General features: G+C 50.0%; 2 protein-coding genes, 11 tRNA genes and 6 rRNA genes. All 19 read right to left on the bottom strand.

Annotated features, from left to right (window positions below; genetic code table 11):
• Positions 1-8: 8 nt before the first annotated feature.
• The 19 genes from I858_RS00430 to lysS all read right to left on the bottom strand — a co-directional run bounded on the left by I858_RS00430 (position 9) and on the right by lysS (position 13,874).
• Entirely contained in the window at positions 9-479 is a 471-nt protein-coding gene (locus I858_RS00430; RefSeq protein WP_049694511.1) for a CtsR family transcriptional regulator, read from the bottom strand.
• Positions 480-792: 313 nt separating this feature from the next.
• Positions 793-907 (bottom strand): 5S ribosomal RNA (gene rrf / locus I858_RS00425).
• 139 nt (positions 908-1,046) lie between these two features.
• Positions 1,047-3,978: ribosomal RNA gene (locus tag I858_RS00420) — 23S ribosomal RNA — on the bottom strand.
• 209 nt (positions 3,979-4,187) lie between these two features.
• A 16S ribosomal RNA gene (locus I858_RS00415) occupies positions 4,188-5,737 on the bottom strand.
• Positions 5,738-5,973: 236 nt separating this feature from the next.
• Positions 5,974-6,049 (bottom strand) — tRNA-Ala (locus I858_RS00410).
• Positions 6,050-6,055: 6 nt separating this feature from the next.
• Positions 6,056-6,132: transfer RNA gene (locus I858_RS00405), tRNA-Pro, on the bottom strand.
• A gap of 27 nt (positions 6,133-6,159) precedes the next feature.
• Positions 6,160-6,236, bottom strand: a tRNA-Arg gene (locus I858_RS00400).
• Positions 6,237-6,267: 31 nt separating this feature from the next.
• Positions 6,268-6,356: transfer RNA gene (locus tag I858_RS00395), tRNA-Leu, on the bottom strand.
• Positions 6,357-6,380: 24 nt separating this feature from the next.
• Positions 6,381-6,455: transfer RNA gene (locus tag I858_RS00390), tRNA-Gly, on the bottom strand.
• 5 nt (positions 6,456-6,460) lie between these two features.
• Positions 6,461-6,545, bottom strand: a tRNA-Leu gene (locus I858_RS00385).
• A 21-nt stretch (positions 6,546-6,566) separates the two neighbouring features.
• Positions 6,567-6,642, bottom strand: a tRNA-Lys gene (locus tag I858_RS00380).
• Between the two features lie 11 nt (positions 6,643-6,653).
• A tRNA-Thr gene (locus I858_RS00375) sits at positions 6,654-6,729 on the bottom strand.
• A gap of 7 nt (positions 6,730-6,736) precedes the next feature.
• Positions 6,737-6,812, bottom strand: a tRNA-Val gene (locus tag I858_RS00370).
• A 10-nt stretch (positions 6,813-6,822) separates the two neighbouring features.
• Positions 6,823-6,938: ribosomal RNA gene (gene rrf, locus I858_RS00365) — 5S ribosomal RNA — on the bottom strand.
• A 139-nt stretch (positions 6,939-7,077) separates the two neighbouring features.
• Positions 7,078-10,008, bottom strand: a 23S ribosomal RNA gene (locus I858_RS00360).
• Between the two features lie 124 nt (positions 10,009-10,132).
• Positions 10,133-10,208, bottom strand: a tRNA-Ala gene (locus I858_RS00355).
• A gap of 8 nt (positions 10,209-10,216) precedes the next feature.
• Positions 10,217-10,293 (bottom strand) — tRNA-Ile (locus tag I858_RS00350).
• Between the two features lie 131 nt (positions 10,294-10,424).
• A 16S ribosomal RNA gene (locus I858_RS00345) occupies positions 10,425-11,974 on the bottom strand.
• Together the 16S, 23S and 5S rRNA genes with 11 tRNA genes alongside form the textbook arrangement of a ribosomal RNA operon.
• Before the next feature lie 415 nt (positions 11,975-12,389).
• On the bottom strand, positions 12,390-13,874 hold the full coding sequence (gene lysS / locus I858_RS00340; RefSeq protein WP_049695124.1) for a lysine--tRNA ligase: 1,485 nt from the start codon (positions 13,872-13,874) through the stop codon (positions 12,390-12,392).
• Between the last annotated feature and the right edge of the window lie 14 nt (positions 13,875-13,888).

Here is a 13,888-nt window from a genome sequence, read left to right as displayed (position 1 = left end):
TCACTCCTTTATATGTTTGTTTGATATTTAATTGTAAAAAACATCGCTATGAGAATACGTGCTCGAACTTCATCTCGTGTAGGAATAGGTAACAGCAGCGTGCCTCGATCAACAGCGCTAAGAATAAGTTTAGCTTCTCGTTTAGAAATAATTTCTTCATCCAGTAGTCTGAAGACTATATCTTCCGCCATTATTTGTGTAGCTCCATGTTCTAAACGCTCGATAACCTCTGCGATGACATCTGATTTTTGATGAAGCCTGATTCTTTTGATACGAATATATCCACCGCCACCACGTTTACTTTCAACTAAATAACCACGATCTATAGTAAATCGAGTATTAATAACATAGTTTATTTGAGAAGGCACGCACTGAAATTTCTCGGCGACCTCGCTACGTTTAATTTCGATATGATCTCTTTCGCTTAATTCGATAACTTGCCTTAAATAACCTTCAATTACATCTGAAATGTTCCGCATCACTTTCACCTCTTTGATACATGATATGCAAAAGCTGACTTTGACTATATTTGACTTAAGTATACACTAAGGTTTTTGTAGATATCAAATAGTACGTTTTGAGAATTTCATTTCTGCAAGATTCTGCATTCGTATACCAAAAAATCCAGTGCTGGATCTTACGGATCTTTTAATGTTTAAGTCATCGCATAACATGTTAATTGCATCACACGTCTGTAAAGCTATTCCTTAAGTTTTATTTATTTTCTTCTATTCAACGCACAAAAAAGCCGTTACCGGAATCGGTAACGACTTTTTGTGTGTGGTCATTGTTGCCCAGCGACGTCCTACTCTCACAGGGGGAAACCCCAACTACCATCGGCGCAAAAGAGCTTAACTGCCGTGTTCGAGATGGGAACGGGTGTGGCCTCTTTGCCATCATCACTGGACTATTTTTTTCGAAAGACAAGATTTAGTATACCAGTACTCCTGGTATTTTCAAGCTTTTTTTCAAAAACTTGTACTTATTCTTTCAAAACTGGATAAACGACAGGTGAAACAAATCGTGCATGATTCGCGTACAGTTTGTTGGTTAAGTCCTCGATCGATTAGTATTCGTCAGCTGCACGTGTCGCCACGCTTCCACCTCGAACCTATCTACCTCATCGTCTTTGAGGGATCTTACTTGCTTGCGCAATGGGAAATCTCATCTTGAGGGGGGCTTCGTGCTTAGATGCTTTCAGCACTTATCCCGGCCACACATAGCTACCCAGCGATGCCCTTGGCAGAACAACTGGTACACCAGCGGTGTGTCCATCCCGGTCCTCTCGTACTAAGGACAGCTCCTCTCAAATTTCCTGCGCCCGCGACGGATAGGGACCGAACTGTCTCACGACGTTCTGAACCCAGCTCGCGTACCGCTTTAATGGGCGAACAGCCCAACCCTTGGGACCGACTACAGCCCCAGGATGCGATGAGCCGACATCGAGGTGCCAAACCTCCCCGTCGATGTGGACTCTTGGGGGAGATAAGCCTGTTATCCCCGGGGTAGCTTTTATCCGTTGAGCGATGGCCCTTCCATGCGGAACCACCGGATCACTAAGCCCGTCTTTCGACCCTGCTCGACATGTACGTCTCGCAGTCAAGCTCCCTTCTGCCTTTACACTCTGCGAATGATTTCCAACCATTCTGAGGGAACCTTTGGGCGCCTCCGTTACTCTTTAGGAGGCGACCGCCCCAGTCAAACTGCCCGCCTGACACTGTCTCCCAAGCCGATCAGGCTTGTGGGTTAGAATTTCAATACAACCAGGGTAGTATCCCACTGACGCCTCCGCCGAAGCTGGCGCTCCGGAATCTAAGGCTCCTACCTATTCTGTACAAGTTGCACCAAAATTCAATATCAGGCTACAGTAAAGCTCCACGGGGTCTTTCCGTCCTGTCGCGGGTAACCTGCATCTTCACAGGTACTATAATTTCACCGAGTCTCTCGTTGAGACAGTGCCCAGATCGTTACGCCTTTCGTGCGGGTCGGAACTTACCCGACAAGGAATTTCGCTACCTTAGGACCGTTATAGTTACGGCCGCCGTTTACTGGGGCTTCAATTCGCACCTTCGCTTGCGCTAAGCACTCCTCTTAACCTTCCAGCACCGGGCAGGCGTCAGCCCCTATACGTCACCTTACGGTTTTGCAGAGACCTGTGTTTTTGCTAAACAGTCGCCTGGGCCTATTCACTGCGGCTCTCTCGGGCTATTCACCCTACCAGAGCACCCCTTCTCCCGAAGTTACGGGGTCATTTTGCCGAGTTCCTTAACGAGAGTTCACTCGCTCACCTTAGAATTCTCTTCTCGCCTACCTGTGTCGGTTTGCGGTACGGGCACCTCCCGCCTCGCTAGAGGCTTTTCTTGGCAGTGTGAAATCAGGGACTCTGAGGTAAACCTCTTGCCATCACAGCTCAACGTGTCAGGAATGGGATTTGCCTCATTCCACGCCTCACTGCTTGGACGTGCACAACCAACGGCACGCTCTCCTTATCCTTCTGCGTCCCCCCATTGCTCAAACGGCGGGGAGGTGGTACAGGAATATCAACCTGTTGTCCATCGTCTACGCCTATCGGCCTCGACTTAGGTCCCGACTAACCCTGAGCGGACGAGCCTTCCTCAGGAAACCTTAGGCATTCGGTGGACGGGATTCTCACCCGTCTTTCGTTACTCATACCGGCATTCTCACTTCTAAGCGCTCCACCAGTCCTTCCGGTCTGACTTCAACGCCCTTAGAACGCTCTCCTACCACGGATCTCCGAAGAGATCCATCCACAGCTTCGGTAATCCGTTTAGCCCCGGTACATTTTCGGCGCAGTGTCACTCGACCAGTGAGCTATTACGCACTCTTTAAATGATGGCTGCTTCTAAGCCAACATCCTGGTTGTCTAAGCAACGCCACATCCTTTTCCACTTAACGGATATTTGGGGACCTTAGCTGGTGGTCTGGGCTGTTTCCCTCTTGACTACGGATCTTATCACTCGCAGTCTGACTCCCAAGCATAAATCACTGGCATTCGGAGTTTGTCTGAATTCGGTAACCCGGGATGGGCCCCTAGTCCAAACAGTGCTCTACCTCCAGGATTCTCTATCTTGAGGCTAGCCCTAAAGCTATTTCGGAGAGAACCAGCTATCTCCAGGTTCGATTGGAATTTCTCCGCTACCCACACCTCATCCCCGCACTTTTCAACGTGCGTGGGTTCGGGCCTCCAGTAAGTGTTACCTTACCTTCACCCTGGACATGGGTAGATCACCTGGTTTCGGGTCTACAACTACATACTCTATCGCCCTATTCAGACTCGCTTTCGCTGCGGCTCCGCCTTCTCAGCTTAACCTTGCATGTAATCGTAACTCGCCGGTTCATTCTACAAAAGGCACGCCATCACCCATTAACGGGCTTTGACTACTTGTAGGCACACGGTTTCAGGATCTATTTCACTCCCCTTCCGGGGTGCTTTTCACCTTTCCCTCACGGTACTGGTTCACTATCGGTCACTAGGAAGTATTTAGCCTTGGGAGATGGTCCTCCCAGATTCCGACGGAATTTCACGTGTTCCGCCGTACTCAGGATCCACTCTGGAGGGGAAGGGTTTTCGGCTACGGGGCTGTTACCCGCTGTGGCGGACCGTTCCAGGTCGCTTCGCCTAATCCTTCCTTTTGTAACTCCGTATAGAGTGTCCTACAACCCCAAGAGGCAAGCCTCTTGGTTTGGGCTGATCCCGTTTCGCTCGCCGCTACTCAGGGAATCGCATTTGCTTTCTCTTCCTCCAGGTACTTAGATGTTTCAGTTCCCTGGGTCTGCCTTCTCATGTGCTATAGATTCACACATGGATCCTGTCCCATTAAAGACAGGGGGTTCCCCCATTCGGAAATCTCCGGATCATCGCTCACTTACAGCTCCCCGAAGCATATCGGTGTTAGTGCCGTCCTTCTTCGGCTCCTAGTGCCAAGGCATCCACCGTGCGCCCTTTCTAACTTAACCACTGGTTAATTAAAAAGTTGTGGCAACATGTGCCACGCGTACTTTGAATCCATGTTTCATTTGTTTCAATGTCGTTTTATCCAGTTTTCAAAGAACAAGTCTGAAAGTCACAAAAAAAGGCGTTGCCGCCTGAAGATGAACCTTCAAAACTGAACGCAAAACGTCAACCCCGGAGCACCTAAGGCGCCCGGTTCCGAATTTATCCTTAGAAAGGAGGTGATCCAGCCGCACCTTCCGATACGGCTACCTTGTTACGACTTCACCCCAATCATCCGTCCCACCTTCGGCGGCTGGCTCCACAAGGGTTACCTCACCGACTTCGGGTGTTACAAACTCTCGTGGTGTGACGGGCGGTGTGTACAAGGCCCGGGAACGTATTCACCGTGGCATGCTGATCCACGATTACTAGCGATTCCGGCTTCATGCAGGCGAGTTGCAGCCTACAATCCGAACTGAGAACGGTTTTCTGGGATTAGCTCCCCCTCGCGGGTTGGCAACCCTTTGTACCGTCCATTGTAGCACGTGTGTAGCCCAGGTCATAAGGGGCATGATGATTTGACGTCATCCCCACCTTCCTCCGGTTTGTCACCGGCAGTCACCTTAGAGTGCCCAACTAAATGCTGGCAACTAAGATCAAGGGTTGCGCTCGTTGCGGGACTTAACCCAACATCTCACGACACGAGCTGACGACAACCATGCACCACCTGTCACCACTGTCCCCGAAGGGAAAAGTGTATCTCTACACCGGGCAGTGGGATGTCAAGACCTGGTAAGGTTCTTCGCGTTGCTTCGAATTAAACCACATGCTCCACCGCTTGTGCGGGCCCCCGTCAATTCCTTTGAGTTTCAGCCTTGCGGCCGTACTCCCCAGGCGGAGTGCTTAATGCGTTAGCTGCAGCACTAAGGGGCGGAAACCCCCTAACACTTAGCACTCATCGTTTACGGCGTGGACTACCAGGGTATCTAATCCTGTTTGCTCCCCACGCTTTCGCGCCTCAGCGTCAGTTACAGACCAGAAAGTCGCCTTCGCCACTGGTGTTCCTCCACATCTCTACGCATTTCACCGCTACACATGGAATTCCACTTTCCTCTTCTGTACTCAAGTTCTCCAGTTTCCAATGACCCTCCACGGTTGAGCCGTGGGCTTTCACATCAGACTTAAAGAACCGCCTGCGCGCGCTTTACGCCCAATAATTCCGGACAACGCTTGCCACCTACGTATTACCGCGGCTGCTGGCACGTAGTTAGCCGTGGCTTTCTGGTGAGGTACCGTCAAGGTGCCAGTAGTTACTTGGCACTTGTTCTTCCCTCACAACAGAGTTTTACGATCCGAAAACCTTCGTCACTCACGCGGCGTTGCTCCGTCAGACTTTCGTCCATTGCGGAAGATTCCCTACTGCTGCCTCCCGTAGGAGTCTGGGCCGTGTCTCAGTCCCAGTGTGGCCGATCACCCTCTCAGGTCGGCTACGCATCGTTGCCTTGGTAGGCCATTACCCCACCAACTAGCTAATGCGCCGCGGGCCCATCCTGCAGTGACAGCCGAGACCGTCTTTCCGTGCAGCCTCAGGAGAGGCCGCAAACTATTCGGTATTAGCACCGGTTTCCCGGAGTTATCCCGATCTGCAGGGCAGGTTGCCCACGTGTTACTCACCCGTCCGCCGCTAAACCAAAGGAGCAAGCTCCAATGGTTCCGCTCGACTTGCATGTATTAGGCACGCCGCCAGCGTTCGTCCTGAGCCAGGATCAAACTCTCCATTATAGAGAACATTTGACTGCTCTAGTTGTTGCTGGCACCATCCGAAGATGGCTTGATCTACAAAATGCTGATCAGTAAATTTTCGTCACGCACACCGAGATGAAAAACAACTTTGCTCTGTTTGCCAAAGGCAACCTTTGCAAAAGGCAACCTTTGCAAAAGCCGTGCTCACACCGAGGTTCTCGTGACGTCTTTCGTTGACGTTTTGCTGTTCAGTTTTCAAGGTTCAACTATCAAAATGGTGGAGCCTAGCGGGATCGAACCGCTGACCTCCTGCGTGCAAGGCAGGCGCTCTCCCAGCTGAGCTAAGGCCCCATTGTTTGGTCGGGAAGACAGGATTCGAACCTGCGACCCCTTGGTCCCAAACCAAGTGCTCTACCAAGCTGAGCTACTTCCCGAACTTGAGATGCTGGATGTAAAAATTATGGTGCGCCCGAGAGGACTCGAACCTCTAACCGCTTGATTCGTAGTCAAGTACTCTATCCAATTGAGCTACGGGCGCATATGATGCTATTCACTGTTTTGTGAAAAGATGGTGCCGAGGACCGGAATCGAACCGGTACGGTAGTCACCTACCGCAGGATTTTAAGTCCTGTGCGTCTGCCAGTTCCGCCACCCCGGCTTAGGGTCGATAAAGATTAAAAATTGGAGCGGAAGACGAGGTTCGAACTCGCGACCTCCACCTTGGCAAGGTGGCGTTCTACCACTGAACTACTTCCGCAAAAATGGTGCGGGTGAAGGGAGTCGAACCCCCACGCCCGAAGGCGCTAGATCCTAAGTCTAGTGCGTCTGCCAGTTCCGCCACACCCGCGTGGCAATTATTAAATTAAAATGGTGAGCCATGAAGGATTCGAACCTTCGACCCTCTGATTAAAAGTCAGATGCTCTACCAGCTGAGCTAATGGCTCATTTACATGAGTGGTGCCGGAGAAAGGAGTCGAACCCTCGACCTACTGATTACAAGTCAGTTGCTCTACCAACTGAGCTACTCCGGCAAAAAAATGGTGGAGGATGACGGGATCGAACCGCCGACCCTCTGCTTGTAAGGCAGATGCTCTCCCAGCTGAGCTAATCCTCCAATATGTATTGCCCAGCGACGTCCTACTCTCACAGGGGGAAACCCCCAACTACCATCGGCGCAAAAGAGCTTAACTGCCGTGTTCGAGATGGGAACGGGTGTGGCCTCTTTGCCATCATCACTGGACTATTTTTTTCGAAAGACAAGATTTAGTATACCAGTACTCCTGGTATTTTCAAGCTTTTTTTCAAAAACTTGTACTTATTCTTTCAAAACTGGATAAACGACAGGTGAAACAAATCGTGCATGATTCGCGTACAGTTTGTTGGTTAAGTCCTCGATCGATTAGTATTCGTCAGCTGCACGTGTCGCCACGCTTCCACCTCGAACCTATCTACCTCATCGTCTTTGAGGGATCTTACTTGCTTGCGCAATGGGAAATCTCATCTTGAGGGGGCTTCGTGCTTAGATGCTTTCAGCACTTATCCCGGCCACACATAGCTACCCAGCGATGCCCTTGGCAGAACAACTGGTACACCAGCGGTGTGTCCATCCCGGTCCTCTCGTACTAAGGACAGCTCCTCTCAAATTTCCTGCGCCCGCGACGGATAGGGACCGAACTGTCTCACGACGTTCTGAACCCAGCTCGCGTACCGCTTTAATGGGCGAACAGCCCAACCCTTGGGACCGACTACAGCCCCAGGATGCGATGAGCCGACATCGAGGTGCCAAACCTCCCCGTCGATGTGGACTCTTGGGGGAGATAAGCCTGTTATCCCCGGGGTAGCTTTTATCCGTTGAGCGATGGCCCTTCCATGCGGAACCACCGGATCACTAAGCCCGTCTTTCGACCCTGCTCGACATGTACGTCTCGCAGTCAAGCTCCCTTCTGCCTTTACACTCTGCGAATGATTTCCAACCATTCTGAGGGAACCTTTGGGCGCCTCCGTTACTCTTTAGGAGGCGACCGCCCCAGTCAAACTGCCCGCCTGACACTGTCTCCCAAGCCGATCAGGCTTGTGGGTTAGAATTTCAATACAACCAGGGTAGTATCCCACTGACGCCTCCGCCGAAGCTGGCGCTCCGGAATCTAAGGCTCCTACCTATTCTGTACAAGTTGCACCAAAATTCAATATCAGGCTACAGTAAAGCTCCACGGGGTCTTTCCGTCCTGTCGCGGGTAACCTGCATCTTCACAGGTACTATAATTTCACCGAGTCTCTCGTTGAGACAGTGCCCAGATCGTTACGCCTTTCGTGCGGGTCGGAACTTACCCGACAAGGAATTTCGCTACCTTAGGACCGTTATAGTTACGGCCGCCGTTTACTGGGGCTTCAATTCGCACCTTCGCTTGCGCTAAGCACTCCTCTTAACCTTCCAGCACCGGGCAGGCGTCAGCCCCTATACGTCACCTTACGGTTTTGCAGAGACCTGTGTTTTTGCTAAACAGTCGCCTGGGCCTATTCACTGCGGCTCTCTCGGGCTATTCACCCTACCAGAGCACCCCTTCTCCCGAAGTTACGGGGTCATTTTGCCGAGTTCCTTAACGAGAGTTCACTCGCTCACCTTAGAATTCTCTTCTCGCCTACCTGTGTCGGTTTGCGGTACGGGCACCTCCCGCCTCGCTAGAGGCTTTTCTTGGCAGTGTGAAATCAGGGACTCTGAGGTAAACCTCTTGCCATCACAGCTCAACGTGTCAGGAATGGGATTTGCCTCATTCCACGCCTCACTGCTTGGACGTGCACAACCAACGGCACGCTCTCCTTATCCTTCTGCGTCCCCCCATTGCTCAAACGGCGGGGAGGTGGTACAGGAATATCAACCTGTTGTCCATCGTCTACGCCTATCGGCCTCGACTTAGGTCCCGACTAACCCTGAGCGGACGAGCCTTCCTCAGGAAACCTTAGGCATTCGGTGGACGGGATTCTCACCCGTCTTTCGTTACTCATACCGGCATTCTCACTTCTAAGCGCTCCACCAGTCCTTCCGGTCTGACTTCAACGCCCTTAGAACGCTCTCCTACCACGGATCTCCGAAGAGATCCATCCACAGCTTCGGTAATCCGTTTAGCCCCGGTACATTTTCGGCGCAGTGTCACTCGACCAGTGAGCTATTACGCACTCTTTAAATGATGGCTGCTTCTAAGCCAACATCCTGGTTGTCTAAGCAACGCCACATCCTTTTCCACTTAACGGATATTTGGGGACCTTAGCTGGTGGTCTGGGCTGTTTCCCTCTTGACTACGGATCTTATCACTCGCAGTCTGACTCCCAAGCATAAATCACTGGCATTCGGAGTTTGTCTGAATTCGGTAACCCGGGATGGGCCCCTAGTCCAAACAGTGCTCTACCTCCAGGATTCTCTATCTTGAGGCTAGCCCTAAAGCTATTTCGGAGAGAACCAGCTATCTCCAGGTTCGATTGGAATTTCTCCGCTACCCACACCTCATCCCCGCACTTTTCAACGTGCGTGGGTTCGGGCCTCCAGTAAGTGTTACCTTACCTTCACCCTGGACATGGGTAGATCACCTGGTTTCGGGTCTACAACTACATACTCTATCGCCCTATTCAGACTCGCTTTCGCTGCGGCTCCGCCTTCTCAGCTTAACCTTGCATGTAATCGTAACTCGCCGGTTCATTCTACAAAAGGCACGCCATCACCCATTAACGGGCTTTGACTACTTGTAGGCACACGGTTTCAGGATCTATTTCACTCCCCTTCCGGGGTGCTTTTCACCTTTCCCTCACGGTACTGGTTCACTATCGGTCACTAGGAAGTATTTAGCCTTGGGAGATGGTCCTCCCAGATTCCGACGGAATTTCACGTGTTCCGCCGTACTCAGGATCCACTCTGGAGGGGAAGGGTTTTCGGCTACGGGGCTGTTACCCGCTGTGGCGGACCGTTCCAGGTCGCTTCGCCTAATCCTTCCTTTTGTAACTCCGTATAGAGTGTCCTACAACCCCAAGAGGCAAGCCTCTTGGTTTGGGCTGATCCCGTTTCGCTCGCCGCTACTCAGGGAATCGCATTTGCTTTCTCTTCCTCCAGGTACTTAGATGTTTCAGTTCCCTGGGTCTGCCTTCTCATGTGCTATAGATTCACACATGGATCCTGTCCCATTAAAGACAGGGGGTTCCCCCATTCGGAAATCTCCGGATCATCGCTCACTTACAGCTCCCCGAAGCATATCGGTGTTAGTGCCGTCCTTCTTCGGCTCCTAGTGCCAAGGCATCCACCGTGCGCCCTTTCTAACTTAACCACTGGTTAATTAAAAAGTTGTGGCATCAAGTGCCACGCGTACTTTGAATTCATGTTTCATTTGTTTCAATGTCGTTTTATCCAGTTTTCAAAGAACAAGTTTCATCATTTCACTATAAAATGATTGGTGGAGCCTAGCGGGATCGAACCGCTGACCTCCTGCGTGCAAGGCAGGCGCTCTCCCAGCTGAGCTAAGGCCCCAAGAAGAATGGTGGGCCTAAATGGACTCGAACCATCGACCTCACGCTTATCAGGCGTGCGCTCTAACCAGCTGAGCTATAGGCCCTCTTGAGTATAATTGTTTTAATGATAAAAGAAGATCAGTTCAATGTTGCCATTGAAGATGAACCTTCAAAACTGAACGCAAAACGTCAACCCCGGAGCGCCTAGGGCGCCCGGTTCCGAATTTATCCTTAGAAAGGAGGTGATCCAGCCGCACCTTCCGATACGGCTACCTTGTTACGACTTCACCCCAATCATCCGTCCCACCTTCGGCGGCTGGCTCCACAAGGGTTACCTCACCGACTTCGGGTGTTACAAACTCTCGTGGTGTGACGGGCGGTGTGTACAAGGCCCGGGAACGTATTCACCGTGGCATGCTGATCCACGATTACTAGCGATTCCGGCTTCATGCAGGCGAGTTGCAGCCTACAATCCGAACTGAGAACGGTTTTCTGGGATTAGCTCCCCCTCGCGGGTTGGCAACCCTTTGTACCGTCCATTGTAGCACGTGTGTAGCCCAGGTCATAAGGGGCATGATGATTTGACGTCATCCCCACCTTCCTCCGGTTTGTCACCGGCAGTCACCTTAGAGTGCCCAACTGAATGCTGGCAACTAAGATCAAGGGTTGCGCTCGTTGCGGGACTTAACCCAACATCTCACGACACGAGCTGACGACAACCATGCACCACCTGTCACCACTGTCCCCGAAGGGAAAAGTGTATCTCTACACCGGGCAGTGGGATGTCAAGACCTGGTAAGGTTCTTCGCGTTGCTTCGAATTAAACCACATGCTCCACCGCTTGTGCGGGCCCCCGTCAATTCCTTTGAGTTTCAGCCTTGCGGCCGTACTCCCCAGGCGGAGTGCTTAATGCGTTAGCTGCAGCACTAAGGGGCGGAAACCCCCTAACACTTAGCACTCATCGTTTACGGCGTGGACTACCAGGGTATCTAATCCTGTTTGCTCCCCACGCTTTCGCGCCTCAGCGTCAGTTACAGACCAGAAAGTCGCCTTCGCCACTGGTGTTCCTCCACATCTCTACGCATTTCACCGCTACACATGGAATTCCACTTTCCTCTTCTGTACTCAAGTTCTCCAGTTTCCAATGACCCTCCACGGTTGAGCCGTGGGCTTTCACATCAGACTTAAAGAACCGCCTGCGCGCGCTTTACGCCCAATAATTCCGGACAACGCTTGCCACCTACGTATTACCGCGGCTGCTGGCACGTAGTTAGCCGTGGCTTTCTGGTGAGGTACCGTCAAGGTGCCAGTAGTTACTTGGCACTTGTTCTTCCCTCACAACAGAGTTTTACGATCCGAAAACCTTCGTCACTCACGCGGCGTTGCTCCGTCAGACTTTCGTCCATTGCGGAAGATTCCCTACTGCTGCCTCCCGTAGGAGTCTGGGCCGTGTCTCAGTCCCAGTGTGGCCGATCACCCTCTCAGGTCGGCTACGCATCGTTGCCTTGGTAGGCCATTACCCCACCAACTAGCTAATGCGCCGCGGGCCCATCCTGCAGTGACAGCCGAGACCGTCTTTCCGTGCAGCCTCAGGAGAGGCCGCAAACTATTCGGTATTAGCACCGGTTTCCCGGAGTTATCCCGATCTGCAGGGCAGGTTGCCCACGTGTTACTCACCCGTCCGCCGCTAAACCAAAGGAGCAAGCTCCAATGGTTCCGCTCGACTTGCATGTATTAGGCACGCCGCCAGCGTTCGTCCTGAGCCAGGATCAAACTCTCCATTATAGAGAACATTTGACTGCTCTAGTTGTTGCTGGCACCATCCGAAGATGGCTTGATCTACAAAATGCTGATCAGTAAATTTCCGTCACGCCCACCGAGATGAAAAACAACTTTGCTCTGTTTGCCAAAGGCAACCTGCGCAAAAGCCGTTCTCGCACCGAGGTGCTCGTGACGTCTTTCGTTGACGTTTTGCTGTTCAGTTTTCAAGGTTCAAATTACTCATCGCTTTATGTAATGGCGACTTTTCAATACTACCAACTTCTTTTATAGAAGTCAACAACTTTTTTATTCTTTATTTTTTATTATGAAAAACGCGACAAGAAATATTATAACACCCTTCCTTTTTCAACACAAGTATTTTTATAAAAAACCGATTTAAAGATCAAAGATCTTTAAATCGGCATTGCTCTTCATTTATCTATTCTTTCGGACGCATTTGTGGGAATAATAAAACATCTCTTATAGATGAAGAATTAGTTAATAACATAATCAATCGATCAATACCAATTCCTAATCCACCCGTCGGAGGTAATCCGTATTCAAGAGCCTCAATAAAGTCCTCATCCATTTCATGCGCTTCGTCGTTTCCTTCTGACTTCTCAATCAATTGTGCTTCAAAACGCTGACGTTGATCAATAGGATCATTTAACTCTGTAAACGCATTGGCATGTTCACGACGTACAATAAACAATTCAAAGCGATCCGTAAAACGGTCATCTTCTGGATTCTTCTTAGCTAAAGGTGAAATTTCAACCGGATGTCCGTAAACAAAAGTTGGTTGAACTAATTGTTCTTCTACTTTTTGCTCGAAAAATTCGTTTAAGATATGACCTACTTCCATTGTAGGTCTAATTTCAACATGATGTTCTTTCGCTAAAGCTTGGGCTTCTTCTTTAGTCATCTGTTCCCAAAAGTCTACGCCTGTATATTCTTTAACAGCATCAGCCATGTGTAATCTTTTCCAACCTACAGCTAAGTCAATTTGGTCTTCACCGTATTGAACTGTCGTAGTTCCAAGCACTTCTTGCGCAATATGAGCCACTAAATTTTCCGTAAGCGCCATGATGTCGTTATAATCTGCATATGCTTCATAAAGCTCCAGCATCGTAAATTCTGGGTTGTGGCGAGTTGAGATTCCTTCGTTACGAAAAACACGACCAATTTCATAAACTTTTTCTAGTCCTCCAACAATTAAACGCTTCAAGTGAAGTTCGATTGCAATACGGATATATAATTCCATGTCTAGTGCATTGTGATGTGTAATAAATGGTTTTGCAGCTGCTCCTCCTGCAATTGAGTGAAGCATTGGCGTCTCAACTTCTAAGAAACCTGCATTGTCCAAGTAACGACGCATTGATTGGATAATACGACTACGCAGAATAAATGTTTCTTTACTGCCTTCACTTGTCAGCAAGTCTAAATAGCGTTGACGGTAACGTTGCTCAACATCTTTTAAGCCGTGGAATTTTTCAGGTAACGGACGCAGTGCTTTAGTAAGAAACTCCACTTCTTTTACTTTAATGGACAGTTCTCCTACGTTCGTTTTAAACACAACCCCTTTAATCCCTAAGATATCTCCTAGGTCAACTGTATTGTAAATTTCGTAAGCCTCGTCGCCAATAGCATCTTTACGAACATATATTTGAATTTGCCCTTTTAAATCTTGAATGTGTGCAAAGCCCGCCTTCCCTTTCCCGCGCTTTGTCATCACTCGTCCAGCAATAATTACTTCATATGGCGTTTCTTCTAATTTTTCTTTAGAAAGCTCTCCGTATTGCTCAATTATTTCTTGAGATAAATGAGTCCGTTCGAAACGACCACCAAATGGATCCATTCCGTTATCTCGAAAAGCCTGCATCTTTTGACGCCTAACTACTAGTTGATCGTTTAATTCTTCTGACATGCTCGACACTCCTT

It is taken from the genome of Planococcus versutus (genome assembly GCF_001186155.3).
Lineage (GTDB): Bacteria > Bacillota > Bacilli > Bacillales_A > Planococcaceae > Planococcus > Planococcus versutus.
This window is presented reverse-complemented; position numbering and strand designations above follow the sequence as displayed.

Coding starts and splice junctions, on each gene's coding strand:
- I858_RS00430 (WP_049694511.1), bottom strand. CDS start 479: ATGCGGAACATTTCAGATGTAATTGAAGGTTATTTAAGGCAAGTTATC.
- lysS (WP_049695124.1), bottom strand. CDS start 13,874: ATGTCAGAAGAATTAAACGATCAACTAGTAGTTAGGCGTCAAAAGATG.